The sequence below is a fragment of the Flavobacterium phycosphaerae genome, assembly GCF_010119235.1.
Taxonomy (GTDB): domain Bacteria; phylum Bacteroidota; class Bacteroidia; order Flavobacteriales; family Flavobacteriaceae; genus Flavobacterium; species Flavobacterium phycosphaerae.
Map to the genome: position 1 here is coordinate 2,419,194 of NZ_JAAATZ010000001.1, position 15,917 is coordinate 2,435,110.

The 15,917-nt window shown below is 39.1% G+C and carries 17 protein-coding genes; 14 read left to right on the forward strand and 3 right to left on the reverse strand.

Annotated elements, in window-relative coordinates:
• The first annotated feature begins 55 nt into the window (after nucleotides 1-55).
• The gene (locus GUU89_RS10770; RefSeq protein WP_162127913.1) at nucleotides 56-1,243 is read left to right on the forward strand and encodes a PAS domain-containing sensor histidine kinase; all 1,188 of its coding nucleotides are present in this window, start codon (nucleotides 56-58) and stop codon (nucleotides 1,241-1,243) included.
• On the forward strand, nucleotides 1,240-2,289 hold the full coding sequence (locus tag GUU89_RS10775; RefSeq protein WP_162127914.1) for a response regulator: 1,050 nt from the start codon (nucleotides 1,240-1,242) through the stop codon (nucleotides 2,287-2,289). Before GUU89_RS10770 ends, GUU89_RS10775 begins: the two co-directional genes overlap by 4 nt.
• 5 nt (nucleotides 2,290-2,294) lie before the next feature.
• Here GUU89_RS10775 and GUU89_RS10780 read toward each other — a convergent pair whose 3' ends face one another.
• Nucleotides 2,295-2,948, reverse strand: coding sequence for a BON domain-containing protein (locus GUU89_RS10780; protein ID WP_162127915.1), 654 nt, complete (start codon nucleotides 2,946-2,948; stop codon nucleotides 2,295-2,297).
• Nucleotides 2,949-3,154: 206 nt separating this feature from the next.
• Between GUU89_RS10780 and GUU89_RS10785 the strand changes: the two genes are divergently transcribed.
• The 9 genes from GUU89_RS10785 to GUU89_RS10825 all read left to right on the forward strand — a co-directional run bounded on the left by GUU89_RS10785 (nucleotide 3,155) and on the right by GUU89_RS10825 (nucleotide 10,275).
• Nucleotides 3,155-3,631, forward strand: a complete 477-nt coding sequence (locus GUU89_RS10785; RefSeq protein WP_162127916.1) for a c-type cytochrome — start codon at nucleotides 3,155-3,157, stop codon at nucleotides 3,629-3,631.
• A gap of 65 nt (nucleotides 3,632-3,696) precedes the next feature.
• The gene (gene nosZ / locus GUU89_RS10790) at nucleotides 3,697-5,679 is read left to right on the forward strand and encodes a Sec-dependent nitrous-oxide reductase (protein WP_162127917.1); all 1,983 of its coding nucleotides are present in this window, start codon (nucleotides 3,697-3,699) and stop codon (nucleotides 5,677-5,679) included.
• Nucleotides 5,680-5,732: 53 nt separating this feature from the next.
• Nucleotides 5,733-6,320 carry a hypothetical protein gene (locus GUU89_RS10795; RefSeq protein WP_162127918.1) on the forward strand — a complete coding sequence of 196 codons (588 nt, stop codon included), beginning with the start codon at nucleotides 5,733-5,735 and terminating at the stop codon, nucleotides 6,318-6,320.
• Between the two features lie 4 nt (nucleotides 6,321-6,324).
• A complete protein-coding gene (locus GUU89_RS10800) occupies nucleotides 6,325-6,753 on the forward strand; it encodes a nitrous oxide reductase accessory protein NosL (protein ID WP_162127919.1) in 429 nt (142 codons plus the stop codon).
• Nucleotides 6,753-7,988 (forward strand): nitrous oxide reductase family maturation protein NosD, encoded by a 1,236-nt coding sequence (locus GUU89_RS10805; RefSeq protein WP_162127920.1) that lies wholly within the window; start codon nucleotides 6,753-6,755, stop codon nucleotides 7,986-7,988. Before GUU89_RS10800 ends, GUU89_RS10805 begins: the two co-directional genes overlap by 1 nt.
• A complete protein-coding gene (locus GUU89_RS10810; protein ID WP_162127921.1) occupies nucleotides 7,985-8,707 on the forward strand; it encodes an ABC transporter ATP-binding protein in 723 nt (240 codons plus the stop codon). Before GUU89_RS10805 ends, GUU89_RS10810 begins: the two co-directional genes overlap by 4 nt.
• Nucleotides 8,691-9,458: an ABC transporter permease subunit gene (locus GUU89_RS10815; protein WP_162127922.1), complete on the forward strand. Its 768-nt coding sequence runs from the start codon at nucleotides 8,691-8,693 to the stop codon at nucleotides 9,456-9,458. Before GUU89_RS10810 ends, GUU89_RS10815 begins: the two co-directional genes overlap by 17 nt.
• 2 nt (nucleotides 9,459-9,460) lie before the next feature.
• Nucleotides 9,461-9,832 carry a group III truncated hemoglobin gene (locus GUU89_RS10820; RefSeq protein WP_162127923.1) on the forward strand — a complete coding sequence of 124 codons (372 nt, stop codon included), beginning with the start codon at nucleotides 9,461-9,463 and terminating at the stop codon, nucleotides 9,830-9,832.
• Nucleotides 9,832-10,275, forward strand: a complete 444-nt coding sequence (locus tag GUU89_RS10825) for a CopD family protein (RefSeq protein WP_162127924.1) — start codon at nucleotides 9,832-9,834, stop codon at nucleotides 10,273-10,275. The genes GUU89_RS10820 and GUU89_RS10825 overlap by 1 nt, the downstream gene beginning before the upstream one ends.
• Here the strand turns inward: GUU89_RS10825 and nadB are convergent.
• The gene (gene nadB, locus GUU89_RS10830; protein WP_162127925.1) at nucleotides 10,252-11,802 is read right to left on the reverse strand and encodes an L-aspartate oxidase; all 1,551 of its coding nucleotides are present in this window, start codon (nucleotides 11,800-11,802) and stop codon (nucleotides 10,252-10,254) included. The genes GUU89_RS10825 and nadB overlap by 24 nt on opposite strands.
• The gene (nadA, locus tag GUU89_RS10835; protein WP_162127926.1) at nucleotides 11,802-12,731 is read right to left on the reverse strand and encodes a quinolinate synthase NadA; all 930 of its coding nucleotides are present in this window, start codon (nucleotides 12,729-12,731) and stop codon (nucleotides 11,802-11,804) included. The genes nadB and nadA overlap by 1 nt, the downstream gene beginning before the upstream one ends.
• A 162-nt stretch (nucleotides 12,732-12,893) precedes the next feature.
• Between nadA and ric the strand changes: the two genes are divergently transcribed.
• The 3 genes from ric to nrdD are packed head-to-tail and all read left to right on the forward strand — an operon-like array spanning nucleotide 12,894 to nucleotide 15,915.
• Nucleotides 12,894-13,640: an iron-sulfur cluster repair di-iron protein gene (gene ric / locus GUU89_RS10840; RefSeq protein ID WP_162127927.1), complete on the forward strand. Its 747-nt coding sequence runs from the start codon at nucleotides 12,894-12,896 to the stop codon at nucleotides 13,638-13,640.
• A gap of 12 nt (nucleotides 13,641-13,652) precedes the next feature.
• The gene (locus GUU89_RS10845; RefSeq protein ID WP_162127928.1) at nucleotides 13,653-15,767 is read left to right on the forward strand and encodes a ribonucleoside triphosphate reductase; all 2,115 of its coding nucleotides are present in this window, start codon (nucleotides 13,653-13,655) and stop codon (nucleotides 15,765-15,767) included.
• Complete coding sequence (nrdD, locus tag GUU89_RS15145; protein WP_162127929.1) at nucleotides 15,751-15,915, forward strand: anaerobic ribonucleoside-triphosphate reductase; 165 nt, start codon at nucleotides 15,751-15,753, stop codon at nucleotides 15,913-15,915. The genes GUU89_RS10845 and nrdD overlap by 17 nt, the downstream gene beginning before the upstream one ends.
• The last annotated feature ends 2 nt before the right edge of the window (nucleotides 15,916-15,917 follow it).

Sequence of the window (15,917 nt, forward strand, 5' to 3'; positions counted from 1 at the left end):
AAATAAGATTTAAATGCTTAAATTTGAAATCCAACCGCTATAGCCTTTCCAAAAAATGAAAAACTCTGAATTACTACAGGCGATTGTACAAAATGCCATTGACGGTATCATAACCATTGATACCAAAGGGATAATTGAACACGTAAATCCATCGGCCAGTAAGCTTTTTGGTTATGAGCCTTCTGAGATGATTGGAAGAAACATTTCTATGTTAATGCCACCACCGGATAGCCTGCAACATGATCAATACTTGCATCGTTATGATGTTACTCACAAACCCAGAATTATTGGTATCGGAAGAGAAGTGACAGGCCTTAGAAAAGATGGTACTAAATTTCCAATGCAACTTGGTGTAAGCGAAGTACATTATACTGATCAAACGTTTTATGTTGGTTTTATACACGATCTTACCCAACAAAAAGAAGACACCGAGAGGTTGAAAGACTATGCCTTGCACCTGGAAGAATTAGTTGAAAGGCGAACACAATCATTAAATGATACCATACAGGAATTAGAAAACGCTAAGGAACAAATCAGTATTTCACTTGAGAATGAAAAAGAACTCAACCGTTTGAAAAGTAGGTTCCTTTCGATGGCGTCACATGAATTTCGCACCCCTTTAAGCGCTGTCCTTTTATCGGCGTCATTGATTGACAAATATGCGCAACCCTTTGACAGCAAAGATATAAGTAAACATATAGGAAAGATAAAGAGTTCGGTGGCCGGACTAACCTTCATACTCAATAACTTCCTTCAACTGGAAAAACTGGAAAGCGGTAAAGTAGCTGCGGCTTATACCGACTTTGATCTTAGTGAACTAGGGGAAGAGATTGCTGAAGAAATGCAATTACTAGTTAAAGGAGCTCAGATTATTACTTATCAACACAAAGGACAACAAACCCAAGTCACTCTTGATAAAAATTTATTGAAAAACTCCATAGTAAACCTAATTACCAATGCGGTAAAATATTCGGGTGATAATGCAAAAATTGAATTCATTACAGCCCTTAATGATAATAAGTGTACCATAACGGTCAAGGACAATGGTATCGGAATTCCGAAAGAAGATCAAAAATACCTTTTCGATGCTTTCTTCAGAGCACACAATACCGGAAGTATACCCGGCACCGGACTCGGACTTAACATCGTGGCCCGCCATGTATCGCTGATGGGTGGAGAGATAACTTTTAACAGTACTGTAAATGAAGGAACAGTATTCACACTTTTATTTGACAAACTATGACGAAAGTAGTAATCATTGAAGACAACAACGACATTCGCGAAAATGTTGTTGAAATCCTGAGTCTTTCAGGCTATACCGTTTTTGAGGCTGACAACGGAAAAAAAGGAGCAGAAATTGTCATTGAAAACCAACCGGATATTATCTTGTGTGATATTATGATGCCCGGTATGGATGGCTATGGTGTATTTGAACTATTGCATTCCAATGAAGAAACGAAAGCCATTCCTTTTATTTTTATTACGGCCAAATCGGAAAGAATTGACATTCGCAAAGGGATGGAGATGGGCGCTGATGATTATCTTACCAAGCCTTTTGATGATGTGGAATTAATCAATGCAATTGAAAGTAGATTAAAAAAGAAACAGATTCAACAAGACTTTTACAGCAAATCTTTTGAAAAAATCAAAGAGCTTATCTTAAAACAAGACGGTTTAGGTTTACTTAAGGAAGCTTTGGATGAGCGAAAGGTAAAATCAGTCAAAAAAAGACACGTTATTTATGACGAAGGTGAAAGTGTAAAAGGAATATGGTTGCTGCTATCCGGAAAAGTAAAGACTATCAAAATGACTGAAGAGGGTCGCGAATTGCTTACCGGAATTTTTGAACCTGATGATTTTTTGGCCATCAACGCTTTGTTTGCTGAAGGCGTTTATCTTGACAGTGCCGTTGCTATTGAAGACTCCCAACTTATATTATTTCCGATTGCTCAATTTGAAGAGTTCATCAGCCAGTATCCCGATGTAGGCGAAAAGTTTATCAGAATATTATCCAATCAGGTTAGGGAAAAAGAAGATCATTTAATGCAATTGGCCTACAATTCGGTGCGAAAAAGAGTAGCCGAGGGACTACTGAAATTTTACCGCCAGCAGGGCAACAATGATAAAAGTGTAACGGTAAGTCGCAATAACTTGGCTGCCATGACCGGCACCGCACAAGAAACTGTAAGTCGCACACTGACAGATTTTTGTGATGAAGGATTAATCAAAAAGGAGGGGAGTACTATTATTATTCTTAACGAACAAAAACTGGAGCGACTAAAGAATTAAGAGGGTTAGTTGTTCTCTATTTGTAGTTTGCTTACCACTTCCTCTATGCCGGAGAGGTCAGTTACAATTTTTTCCACCAGATTTTTCTGGGCGGCTGTCGGAACTTTTCCGGTTAGTGTTACTTTTCGGCCATTCAAATCCACAGTAATATCAGCAGTAATCATTTTCTCTTTGTAAATAGCTGCTAAGATATCTTTTTCACTAAGAAGAAGCTCAGTAACAGCACCTGTAGTAATGTTGTTTTGAATAGTCACAATTCCATCAATAAGAGCAATACATTCCGTTGCCAATAGTATTTGGTAGTGCCATTTTAATATGCCATCCAACACTACATGACCGGCATTTACAGCAACGTCAATATTTTTATAAGAACTACCTAAGTTTTTCTCCAATTTCTCGGCAATAGAGGCTATAATATCTTTATCTTGAGGTTGATTTTCCTCAGGTATAACTACCTCAATGGCATCGACTACATTTTTAATTCCGGTTACTTCTTTTACCAGCTTGCATACCAATTCCTTTTTGAAAAATTTATCGACCTTACCGGTAACCAAGACCTCACGATTGCTTATGGCCACAGCTATCTCGACATCCTTTAACAAGGCGTCCTTTTTGAGCTGATTGGCTACTTTTAATGGTAAGCTTTCGTTGCTTTTCATTTGAAAATGTATCTACGGTCTTTAACTGTACAAAATTCGTAACATACTGTACTCTAAAAAAATGATATATATCATACTTTTCAGGTTTTCCACTTTGAAAAAGGATACTGTTTTATTTGTGAAATTTTTCATGTTATGATTTCAGTCATAAATTAACAGTTGTTTAATCCGCAACTTTGTATAAGAAATTTTAAAACAGATTTATCATGTACAAACTATCATTATTTATTGCTGTGGGCTTACTATTTGTATCTTGTGGCAAAAAGGAACAATCAGGCGATGATTTTTCAAAACCTACAACAGAAGAGGCTACAACCAAAGCTGATCCGTCTTCTTACGATCCAAACCGAGGAGAAGGAAAATTTGACAAAGTTGACTTAGGAGCTACTTTAGATCAAGCCATGGCTACGGAAGGTGAAAAAGTATCCGGCGTAAAATGTACTTCTTGCCACAAAGCGACTGATGAAAAATTAGTCGGACCTGGTTGGAAAGGAGTTACTTCACGTCACCAACCTCAATGGATTATGAATTTCATCACCAATCCTGACCCAATGATAAACAAAGATCCAAAGGTACAGGCGCAATTAGAAATTTGTTTAGTACGTATGCCAAATCAAGGCTTAAATGATACAGAAGCCAGAAATATTTTGGAGTATATGCGAAAAATAGACGGCGTTAAATAAACTAAAATAACCGGTCAAACTCTGTGATGAGTTTAAATGATTTGTTAATCTAATCCAATACCAAAATGAAAAATAAATTTGTAAAAGCAATATTCACTATTGCTATGGGGAGTGCTTTGCTCATTTCCTGTAAACCTAAAAACTCCGGAGATGCCGTGAGCGGTGATGCTGCTCAAAAGGCCTATGTAGCTCCGGGAAAATACGATGAGTTTTACAACTTCGTGTCCGGTGGATTCAGCGGACAATTAAGTGTGTACGGTTTGCCAAGCGGAAGATTATTCCGTGTAATTCCGGTTTTCTCTGTAGATCCTGAAAAAGGGTACGGTTACAATGAAGAAACCAAACCAATGCTAAACACCTCGCACGGATTTGTGCCATGGGATGATTTACACCATACCGAAATGTCACAAACTAATGGTGAAGTTGACGGTCGTTGGGTTTTTGGTAATGCCAACAATACGCCACGTATCGCCCGAATTGATTTAAAAACATTTACTACCAAAGAAATCATCGAGTTGCCTAACAGCGCCGGGAATCACTCTTCTCCTTTTATCACTGAGAATACAGAGTATGTAGTAGCGGGAACTCGTTTTAGTGTACCTGCTGATAATTCAAATGGTGATGTTCCGATTAATACTTATAAAAAGAACTTTAAAGGTCACTTAAGCTTTGTAAAAGTAGGTAAGGAAGGCCAAATGGATATTGCTTTCCAAATCCAATGTCCTGGGGTGAACTTCGACTTGTCTCACGCCGGTAAAGGAAAATCTCACGGTTGGTTCTTCTTCTCTTGCTACAATACAGAACAAGCCAATACCTTGTTAGAAGTTAATGCTTCGCAAAAAGATAAAGATTTTATCATGGCCGTAAACTGGAAAAAAGCAGAAGAGTATATCAAAGCCGGAAAAGGAAAACTGACTCCAACCAAATATGCGCATAACGTATATAATGAAAGCACGCATACCGCCACTTCTGAAATCAAAACACAAGTATTGATTTTAGATTCTAAAGAATTGAAAGATATCTGTTATATGATTCCTTGTCCAAAATCACCTCACGGTTGTGATGTTGACCCAACAGGAGAATACATTGTAGGTTCAGGAAAATTGGCCGCTTTAATTCCGGTGTTTAGTTTTGATAAATTGCAAAATGCTATCAAAAACAAACAATTTGAAGGAGAATATGATGGTATTCCGGTTGTTAAATATGAAGCAGCGCTTCACGGAGAAGTTCAAAAACCGGGCTTAGGACCATTACACACCGAGTTTGACGGAAAAGGAAATGCTTATACTACGTTCTTCGTATCTTCTGAAGTAGTAAAATGGGATATCAAATCGCTTAAAGTATTAGACAGAGTTCCAACTTACTATTCTGTTGGTCACTTATGTATCCCTGGTGGTGACAGTAAAAAACCATTTGGAAAATACTTAATCGCGTACAATAAAATTACTAAAGACCGTTACTTGCCAACCGGACCTGAGTTAGCCCAATCAGCTCAAATCTTTGACATCAGCGGCGATAAAATGCAATTGATTTTGGATTTCCCAACCATTGGAGAGCCTCACTACGCTCAAGCGGCACCGGCTGACTTGATTAGAAATAACGGCCAACTTAAATTCTACAAACTGGATGACAACAAACACCCGTTTGTAACCAAAGGAGAAAAAGAAACCAAAGTGGTTCGTAACGGTAAACGTGTTGATGTGTATATGACTTGTATCCGTTCTCACTTCTCACCGGATAATATTGAAGGTATAAAAATGGGAGATGAAGTATACTTCCACATCACTAACTTAGAGCAAGACTGGGATGTTCCTCACGGATTTGCCATCAAAGGAGCCAGCACAGCTGAGTTGCTAATTATGCCTGGGGAAACTTCAACGCTTAAATGGAGTCCGGACAGAGTAGGGATGTTCCCATTCTACTGTACCGATTTCTGTAGTGCCTTACACCAAGAAATGCAAGGGTACTTGAGAGTATCTCCGGCAGGAAGCAATGTTCCGTTAACTTATAGTTTAGGAACCAATTTACCTGCTCCCGACCAAAAATAGAAATCATTTCATCAAAGGAGCAATTTTTAATTGCTCCTTTTTATTTTTCAATTATGAAAACTCAAAAAATTACCTTACTGTCAAAAGCGTTACTTTTGATGGTAGCAGCGCTCTTTGCCGGTTCACTGTTTGTTCCGATGTGGCGAATAGAATTGGAAGCCCCTCAATATCCGGAAGGATTGGTCTTGCAATTGTTTGCCAACAAAATAGGAGGTGATGTAGATATTATCAACGGATTGAATCATTACATTGGTATGTCAACGTTGCATACCGAAAACTTCCCCGAATTCAAGGTATTACCGGTTGTTTTTGGACTGTTTGCTTTAGTTTCATTGCTTTTGATTTTTATCAATAAACGCAAAGGAGTGAAAATCTTCTTATTTACCTATATTGGATTCATACTTTTAGCCGCCGCAGATTTTTACCGTTGGAATTATGAATACGGACACAATTTAGATCCTAATGCTGCTATTAAAGTTCCGGGTATGGCCTATCAGCCACCGTTATTAGGGTACAAACAGTTATTGAATTTTGGTGCCTATTCTATTCCGGATACAGGAGGATGGTTGATGACCGGAGCAGCCGTGTTGCTTTTGTTCATTGTAGTTAAAGAATATAATTTGCTAAAGAAAAAACAATAGTCTCATGAAAAAACCGATGCTTTTCTTTGCCCTTTTACTGGTGCTCGCTTCTTGTGTTTCCGGCGAACCTAAGCCAATTCAGTTAAATACTGACGCATGCGATTTTTGTAAAATGACTATCTCCAACGGCCAATATGGAGCCGAACTGATTACCCAAAAAGGCAGATACTACAAATTTGACGATGTTGCTTGTATGATTCATTTTGCAAAGTCAAACACAGTAGTGCCTTATAAAGCTTTTTTTGTTTCCGATTATTTAATGGCCAATACATTGATTCCGGCTGAGAAATCTTTCTTTCTACAAGGAGGGACCATAAACAGCCCGATGCATGGCAATGCCATAGCTTTTACTTCCGAAAAAGAAGCCAAAGATTATCAGTCAAAATATAAAGCCGCATTGTTAACCTGGAAAGAACTTTACAGCAGTTACTAATGAAAAATAGTCTCTATATAGCTTGTTGCCTTTTTGCTTTTCAACTAATGATGGCCAACACCATTCATGTGGGAAGTCACTATCCCGTAAAAAGTATTAAAAAAGCCATTGCCCTTGCTGTAGATGGTGATACCGTTATGGTGCACAAAGGATTGTATAGAGAAGGAAACATAGTAATCTACAAAAAGATTGCTTTTCTGGGAAAGGATTACCCGGTTTTAGATGCCCAAAAGAAAGGCGAAGTTTTATCGGTTAAAGCGGATAGTGTAGTAGTTCAGGGGTTTAAAATTATCAACTCCGGTTTTGCAGCACTAGACGATCCGTGTGGAATCAAAGTGTATAACAAAAAGTTTGTCCAAATTTATAACAACCGTCTTGACAATAATTTCTTTGGTATTTATCTGCAAAACTGTTCTAATTGCATTGTAAAAGGAAACCATATAGTTTCCCACGGCACCCAAGAACAACTCATCGGAAACGGTGTTCATTGCTGGAAAAGTGACAATTTGCAAATTATTGCCAATACCATTTCGGGCCATCGTGACGGTATTTATTTTGAATTTGTAACCAATTCGGTGATTTGGAGAAACATTTCCGCCCAAAATATTCGTTACGGCTTGCATTTTATGTTTTCCAATGACGATTCCTATATTACCAATTTGTTTAAAAACAACGGAGCCGGAGTAGCTGTTATGTTTTCCAAAGAGGTTAAAATGATTAACAATACGTTTGAAGAAAACTGGGGGGATTCCGCTTATGGTTTATTGCTCAAAGAAATCGCTGACGGGTATATTTTCAACAATAAGTTTGTCAAAAACACTTCCGGAATTTACATGGAAGGGACCTCCCGAATGAAAGTGGAAAAAAATGATTTTATATCCAACGGCTGGGGCATGAAGATTCAAGCCAGTTGCATGGATAACGAAATTGTAAACAACAACTATCTTAAAAATACTTTTGATATCAGCACCAACGGAAGCTTGGTATTAAACACTTTTAACAGCAATTATTGGGATAAATATGAAGGCTACGATTTAGATAAAAACGGAGTAGGAGATGTGCCTTACCATCCTTTGAGCTTATTTGCGGTGTTGACCGAAAAAAATGCTTCCACCATGTTACTCTACCGAAGCTTTATGATTACCTTACTGGACAAATCCGAAAAAGTACTGCCCAGCATAACTCCGGATAATTTTGTTGACAAAACGCCCCTAATGAAGTCACTACCACTATGATTGAAATAAAAAATATTTATAAAAAATTCGGTAAACTCGAAGTGCTTTCGGATGTGAATCTTTCCTGTAAAAAAGGGGAATGCATCGCGCTAATCGGACCAAATGGTTGCGGAAAAACCACTTTGATTAAATCTATACTCGGAATGGTTTTGCCCGATAAAGGTTCAATAGAATTTAACGGAAAAACTGTGCTCAAAGAATATTTGTACCGAGAAAACATTGGTTATATGCCACAAATTGGCCGCTATCCGGATAACATGAGTATCGGTCAGATTATCGACATGATTAAAAAAATCAGAAACTGTCAAAGTGAGTTGGATGAAGACTTGCTGAAAGCTTTTGAAATCGAAAAAATGTACGATAAAAAAATGCGCACCTTATCCGGCGGAACTACCCAAAAGATAAGTGCTGTTTTGGCCTTTTTGTTCAACCCGGATGTTTTGATTTTAGACGAGCCGACAGCCGGTTTAGATCCTTTGGCTTCTGAAATTCTGAAAGAAAAAATCATAAAGGAAAAAGAGAAAGGTAAGCTCATTTTTATTACTTCCCACTTGTTAAGCGAGTTGGATGATTTGATTACCGAAATTATTTTCATGCAGGAAGGAAAGGTCTATTTTCATAAAAAAGTCGACTTGTTACAATCAGAAACCGGAGAAGATAAAATATCCAAAGCCATTGCCCAAATCCTAAAGAAAAACAAAGATGAACAGAATCATTAAAATCATTTTGCTCGACATACTGAAGAACAAAATCGTATTGGCCTATACGCTTATTTTGGCTGTGTTGTCTTGGAGTTCCTTTGCTTTAGAAGACAATTCCGCCAAAGGAATACTCACGATATTGAACGTAATTTTATTTACCGTTCCCTTAGTTTCCATATTGTTTTCCACGATTTATTTATACAACAGTTCAGAGTTTATTGAATTGTTGTTGAGCCAACCGGTTAAACGTAGAAAGATATGGTTGAGTTTGTTTTTCGGACTTTCATTGTCTATGATATTGGCCTTTTTTGTTGGTGCCGGCATTCCGTTATTGGTTAATTCTCCCGATGGAGTAGGACTGATGATGCTTGTGGTTGGCTGTTTGATCTCCGTCGTGTTCGTGGCTTTAGCTTTTCTGAGTTCGATAATGACGCGTGATAAGGCCAAAGGAATTGGGATTGCTATTATGACTTGGCTCTATTTTGCGTTGCTGTTTGACGGTATGGTGCTGTTTTTGTTATTCCAGTTTTCCGATTATCCTATCGAAAATGCGATGGTAGGCGTTACCGCTTTGAGTCCGATTGACTTGGCTCGTATCCAAATTTTATTGCACCTCGACGTTTCCGCGATGATGGGTTATACCGGAGCTATTTTTAAAGATTTTTTCGGCACAACCATTGGACTGACCGTTTCTTTTTTACTGCTTTGTTTTTGGGCCATCATTCCGTTTTTTATTTCCCTCAGAAGATTCAACCGTAAAGATTTATAGTGATGAAAACCGATATAAGAAACCGTAAAGACATTGAAAAATTGGTCAATGCTTTTTATACAAAAGTCAAAACCGATTCCGTTATAGGGTATTTATTTACCGAAGTGGCCAAGGTGAATTGGGATACGCACTTGCCCAAAATGTATGACTTTTGGGAAAACATACTCTTTTGTACCGCCAATTACAACGGAAATCCCATGATGAAACACAAAGAGTTACACGCCAAAAGCGCCATGAACCAAGAACAGTTTATCCACTGGACCTTATTATTTACGGCTACAGTAGACAAACTTTTTGAAGGACCGAAAGCCGAAGAAATTAAAAACAGGGCTATGAATATTGCTTCCTTTATGATGTATAAAACATTGACCTAATGTACCACCATCTTCTTTTAATTGCGCACTTATTGGCTGCCACCATTTGGGTGGGAGGACATTTATTCTTATCGCTCAGATTCTTATCGGAAGCTATGAGAAATAAGGATGTAACTATAATACAAAACTTCAAAGACAAGTTTGAACCTATCGGCATGCCCGCTTTAGTTGTTTCGGTATTAACCGGAATTTTAATGGCGTATGATTATGATGTAACCTTCACCCATTGGTTTTCATTTTCCGGCGGTATAGAAAAGGTGGTTTCTGTCAAATTAATTTTGCTGTTGATTACAGTAGGATTGGCGGTTAATGCCCAATTGTTTTTATTCCCTAAACTGACTTCAAAAGAACTTCCCAAAGCAGCGCTGCAAATTATTTTAGTAACGCTTATCGGCGTAGCCATGTTGGTACTGGGTAGTTTAATAAGAATTGGTGGTTTGTAAGGAGCCTGATTCTTTTACAAAGCCGCCTTTGTTTTCTTTTCGCTTAATCGACTGTTCTACAACGAGTATACCAACGGCTATCATATTTTTTAATTCATAAACTTCTTTACTGGTTCGGTGTCTTCTTTCCAAACCGGCAACTTGATTCTGCCAAATTTTGAGTTGCATTTGCGCTTGAAATAAAGCAGTGTCATTCCGAACTATTCCCACATTTTTTTGCATCAGTACCTGCAATTCCGATTTCATCTTCAGTAAAAACTCAGGATCAATCAAGGAACCGTAATTGTATTTCCATTCCGAAAGCGTTTGTACCGGTTCGGCTTGGTTTATAGTTGCTTTAGCCAGAAATTGAAAGATGTTATCCGCATAAACCAAAGCTTCTAACAGCGAATTAGATGCCAATCGATTGGCTCCATGTAAGCCGGTGCGGGCACATTCTCCACAGGCAAATAAATTAGCTATTGAGGTTTGTCCATGTTGATCCACCGAAATCCCGCCACACAAGTAATGCTGCGCCGGAATAACCGGAATCCAATCTTTTTCAATATGGATATTCAAAAGTTTACAGTTTTCATAAATCATTGGAAAATGTTCTTGAAAGGCACTAGCATTCAAATGGGTACAATCCAAATAAACACAAGCATCGCCTGATTTTTTAAGTTCTTTTTCAATGCTTTGCGATACAATATCTCTGGAAGCCAAATCACCTCTGGTATCATAATCAGGCATAAACTGCCGACCGACTTTGGTTCTCAGGCAAGCGCCAAAACCACGAACCGCTTCCGAAATTAAAAACGTTGCGCTTAAGTCTTTATGGTATAAAGCCGTTGGGTGAAACTGAATGAACTCCATATCCGTTATAACCGCACCGGCCCGATTGGCCATGGCAATTCCGTCACCCGTAGCTATAGCCGGATTGGTGGTATGCCCGTAAAGCTTCCCAATGCCCCCGGTGGCGAGTATCGTATAATCGGATGCAAACACCATAATTTCATGGGTTTGTTCATTCAGCACAAAAGCCCCCAGGCATTTATCGTCACGGGTTATTAAATTGAGTGCAAAATGAAAATCATACAACGCAATAGTGCTCATTTTTCGAACTTGCGCTAAAATGGTGCTTTCAATTTCGTAACCGGTTTGATCTTTATGATGCACCACGCGGTTTTTGGAATGACCGCCTTCTCGGCCTAAATCAAGATGACCATCAGCGGCCACGTCAAATTGGGCACCCCAAGTAATGAGCTCCTGCAGGCGTTTCGGCCCTTCGGTAACGACCATTTCTACTACACTGGTATCGCATAAACCATCCCCGCAGATAAGTGTGTCTTCAATGTGTTTTTTAAAACTGTCATCGCTCTCGTTTTGCACCACAGCAATGCCGCCCTGAGCGTATTTGGTGTTAGACTCGTCTGCTGTAGATTTGGTGACTATAGCTACTGTTCGGTCAGGGAATCGTTCTGCCATTTTCAGGGCCAATGTCAATCCGGCGACTCCGGAACCTATAATTAAGTAATCGGTATGTATCATTAGTTAGATAATTCGAGCATGCGTTCAATGGGAACTAAAGCTTTGGTTCTGATGGTTGCAGCGACTTTGATTTCCGGACTTTCGTTTACCAAACAATCGTATACTTTCTGCAGCGTATTCATCTTCATAAAACCACATTCACTGCAAGCGCAAGTATTGTTTTCTACGGAGGGTGCCGGAATTAAGATTTTATCGGGAACTTCCTGTTGCATTTTGTAAAGGATTCCGGCTTCAGTAGCCACTATAAATTCGCTGGCCGAGCTGGTTTTTACATAGTCAATCATACCCGAAGTAGAGCCGACATAAGCCGCAGTGTCCAGTATATGCTTTTCCGATTCGGGATGCGCAATGATTTTAGCGTTCGGATGTTTTTGATGTAGGGCAATCAGCTTGTCTAACGAAAAAGCTTCGTGTACAACACAAGAACCATCCCACAGCACCATCTTTCTGCCGGTTTGTTGTTCTATATACCGTCCGAGGTTTTTATCGGGAGCGAAAATAATGGGAATGTTTTTAGGTACTGAGGCCACTATTTTCACCGCATTGGAAGAAGTACACACCAAATGACTCATCGCTTTAATCTCAGCCGAGCAGTTGACATAAGTAATCACAATATGATCGGGATGCGCGGTTATAAATTTTTGGAAGATTTCCGGCGGGCACGATTCGGCCAACGAGCATCCGGCGTTCAAATCAGGAAGGATTACTTTTTTATTCGGATTCAAAATTTTAGCGGTTTCGGCCATAAAATGTACCCCGGCAAACAGTATAATGTCGGCATCTGCTTTGGCCGCTTCTTGGGATAATCCTAAACTGTCGCCTACATAATCGGCTATTTCCTGAATGTCGGGTTCCTGATAATAATGCGCCAAGATTACGGCATTTTTGACTTTTTTTAAAGCCAGTATTTTTTCTTTAAGTGCTTGCATAGTATTGTATAGTAAGGGTAAACGGGTGAAATTCAGTAGTGAAAAGTAAACCCTGATTGCTATGCAAAATAACTGCTGAAAACTAAGCTTTTATATGATTTAAATCATATTCGGCTAACCTCATTAGTGTGTAATATTGAAATAAATTAAAACACATATAAAATGGAAACCATAAACAAAAAAACAATTGGTGAATACGTAGCTGATGATTTCAGAACTGCTGCTGTATTTTCAAAATACGGAATAGATTTTTGCTGCAAAGGGCATCGTACTTTGGCCGAAGCCTGCGAAAAAAAACAAATTAGTTCCGCTGTTTTAGAAACAGAAATCAACGCTGTCATGAACATGGGAAATAATCAAAGTATCGATTTTAAATCCTGGCCTTTGGATTTATTGGTGGATTATATCGAAAAAACACACCATCGCTATGTAGAGGAAAAATCAGCGGTGCTTCGTATGTATTTGGATAAACTCTGTAAAGTACACGGTGGTCACCATCCGGAGTTATTTGAAATCAATACCTTATTTATCGAAGGTTCGGGTGAGTTAGCCAAGCACATGATGAAAGAAGAACTAATCTTATTCCCATTTATCAAACGAATGACCCAAACCAAGAGCGATTCGATATCAGTACCACATTTTGGAACGGTGGATAATCCCATTAGTATGATGCAGGATGAACACACTATCGAAGGGGAGCGATTTGCTAAAATAGCCGAATTGACTAATCAATATACGCCACCGGCCGATGCCTGCGAAACGTATAAAGTAACTTTTGCGATGCTGAAAGAGTTTGAAGAAGATTTGCACAAACACATCCATTTGGAAAATAACATTCTTTTTCCCGGAGCTCAAGTATTGGAAAAACAGTTTACCATTCTCGACAATTTAGAACATTCACTACTGTAAAACTTATTCTTCATGGAAAAATATGTTATCAAAAGAAACGGTGAGTACAAACCCTTTGCTCGGTATAAAATAAAAGAGGCTATCATTAAAAGCTTTAACAGCGTGGTAGTGCCTTTTGACGAGCAGGTTTTTGAAAAAGTTATGGCCATTATCGACACCAAAGATACTTGGGCGGTAGAAGAAATTCAGGATATCATTGAGAAAACCCTTTTTGAGAAAGAGTACTTTGCTGTCATGCGCTCTTTTATGTTGTATCGGCATACCCGAAAACTGCAACGTGAGCACATTCAGGGATTAAATGACGACACCACTTATGTTGATAGTACGCAAACCATAGAAGAATACATCTCTCAAACCGACTGGCGTATCAATGCTAATGCCAATACTTCGTATTCTAATGCCGGTTTGGTGAATAATGTAGCCGGCAAGATTATCGCCAATTATTGGTTGGATAAAGTGTATTCTAAAGAAGAAGGCTATGCCCATCGCAACGGGGATGTACACATTCACGACTTAGATTGCCTGACCGGTTATTGTGCCGGCTGGAGTTTAAGAGTTTTGCTGAATGACGGCTTCAACGGCGTAAGAGGCCGAGTAGAAAGTAAAGCTCCGTCACATTTCAGAGAGGCTTTGGGTCAAATGGCCAATTTTCTCGGAATACTCCAAAGTGAGTGGGCCGGAGCCCAAGCGTTCAGTTCGTTTGATACCTACTTAGCGCCTTATGTTTTTAAAGATAATTTGTCTTTTGATGAGGTGCTGAAAGCTATTCGGAGTTTTGTTTATAATTTGAATGTACCGGCACGCTGGGGACAATCGCCCTTTACCAATATTACGTTGGATTGGGTCGTTCCGGCCGATTTGAAAGAGCAGATTCCGACCAAAAATGACAGGCATTTATTGGAAAACATTATTGATAAAAATGTCTTAACTCGTGCTAATGAACGCGGTGTTACTTCGCTTTCAGAGTTGCGTTACGAACATTTTCAAACTGAAATGAATCTGATAAATAAAGCCTATTATACTGTTATGACTGAAGGAGATGCTAACGGACAACCGTTTACTTTTCCGATACCGACAGTTAATATAACGGAGGATTTTGATTGGGAGGGCGAAAATACCGAGTTGCTGTTTGAAAACACGGCTAAGATAGGGTCTTCTTATTTTCAGAATTTTATCGGAAGTCAGTATGTTTTGGATGAGGAAGGCCAAAGAGTGGAAAACCCTAATGCCTATAAACCCAATGCCGTTCGCAGTATGTGCTGTCGTTTGCAACTTGATTTGAGAGAGTTGTTGAAACGCGGGAACGGATTATTTGGCAGTGCCGAAATGACCGGAAGTATTGGTGTTGTTACCATTAATATGGCGCGTTTGGGCTATTTATATGAAAGAGATAAAGAAGGGTTGCTGCAACAATTGGATAAATTGATGCTGCTGGCTAAATCAACTTTAGAGAAAAAACGCCAATTTATTCAGGAAATGTACGACCGTGGATTGTACCCGTACACCAAACGTTATTTACCGCATTTCAGAAATCATTTTTCGACTATTGGAGTTAACGGAATGAATGAAATGGTCCGCAATTTTACCGATGACAGAGAGGATATTACCACTAAGTTTGGTCACGAATTTTGTATGGAGATTTTAGATCATATCCGCAACCGAATGAAAGAATTTCAGGAAGAAACCGGCAACCTTTACAATCTCGAAGCCACCCCTGCTGAGGGGACTACCTATCGTTTTGCCAAAGAAGACAAAAAGCGATATCCGAACATTCTTCAAGCCGGAATGGAGGAGAATATCTATTACACCAACAGCTCTCAAATTCCGGTGGATTATACCCAAGACCCTTTTGAAGCGTTATTGATGCAGGATGAATTGCAGTGTAAATACACCGGCGGTACCGTACTGCATTTGTATATGAATGAGCGAATCAGTTCGGCCGAAGCTTGCAAAAACTTTGTGAAAACGGTACTGACTAAATTCAAATTGCCTTATATCACAGTAACTCCGGTATTCAGCGTTTGCCCGATTCATGGTTATTTGAACGGTGAACACGAATACTGTCCGAAATGTGATGAAGTTATATTGGAAAACCAAAATCAAGCTAAATATGAAAACAAAGACTAACGAAATTGCCGCACAAAATCAGCATTTGCGAACCAAATGTTTGGTTTACACCCGCGTAATGGGCTATCACCGACCGGTAGAAAGTTTTAATATCGGCAAAAAAGGGGAGCACAAGCAACGCATCCATTTTCAGGAATGTAAAAACTGAGC

Bases quoted from the DNA above. Each gene is read 5' to 3' on its own strand.
- GUU89_RS10785 (WP_162127916.1), top strand. From the start codon at position 3,155: ATGTACAAACTATCATTATTTATTGCTGTGGGCTTACTATTTGTATCT.
- nosZ (WP_162127917.1), top strand. From the start codon at position 3,697: ATGAAAAATAAATTTGTAAAAGCAATATTCACTATTGCTATGGGGAGT.
- GUU89_RS10805 (WP_162127920.1), top strand. From the start codon at position 6,753: ATGAAAAATAGTCTCTATATAGCTTGTTGCCTTTTTGCTTTTCAACTA.
- nadA (WP_162127926.1), bottom strand. From the start codon at position 12,731: ATGCAAGCACTTAAAGAAAAAATACTGGCTTTAAAAAAAGTCAAAAAT.
- GUU89_RS10820 (WP_162127923.1), top strand. From the start codon at position 9,461: ATGAAAACCGATATAAGAAACCGTAAAGACATTGAAAAATTGGTCAAT.
- GUU89_RS10815 (WP_162127922.1), top strand. From the start codon at position 8,691: ATGAACAGAATCATTAAAATCATTTTGCTCGACATACTGAAGAACAAA.
- nadB (WP_162127925.1), bottom strand. From the start codon at position 11,802: ATGATACATACCGATTACTTAATTATAGGTTCCGGAGTCGCCGGATTG.
- GUU89_RS10810 (WP_162127921.1), top strand. From the start codon at position 7,985: ATGATTGAAATAAAAAATATTTATAAAAAATTCGGTAAACTCGAAGTG.
- ric (WP_162127927.1), top strand. From the start codon at position 12,894: ATGGAAACCATAAACAAAAAAACAATTGGTGAATACGTAGCTGATGAT.
- GUU89_RS10795 (WP_162127918.1), top strand. From the start codon at position 5,733: ATGAAAACTCAAAAAATTACCTTACTGTCAAAAGCGTTACTTTTGATG.
- GUU89_RS10800 (WP_162127919.1), top strand. From the start codon at position 6,325: ATGAAAAAACCGATGCTTTTCTTTGCCCTTTTACTGGTGCTCGCTTCT.
- GUU89_RS10845 (WP_162127928.1), top strand. From the start codon at position 13,653: ATGGAAAAATATGTTATCAAAAGAAACGGTGAGTACAAACCCTTTGCT.
- GUU89_RS10770 (WP_162127913.1), top strand. From the start codon at position 56: ATGAAAAACTCTGAATTACTACAGGCGATTGTACAAAATGCCATTGAC.
- GUU89_RS10775 (WP_162127914.1), top strand. From the start codon at position 1,240: ATGACGAAAGTAGTAATCATTGAAGACAACAACGACATTCGCGAAAAT.
- nrdD (WP_162127929.1), top strand. From the start codon at position 15,751: ATGAAAACAAAGACTAACGAAATTGCCGCACAAAATCAGCATTTGCGA.
- GUU89_RS10780 (WP_162127915.1), bottom strand. From the start codon at position 2,948: ATGAAAAGCAACGAAAGCTTACCATTAAAAGTAGCCAATCAGCTCAAA.
- GUU89_RS10825 (WP_162127924.1), top strand. From the start codon at position 9,832: ATGTACCACCATCTTCTTTTAATTGCGCACTTATTGGCTGCCACCATT.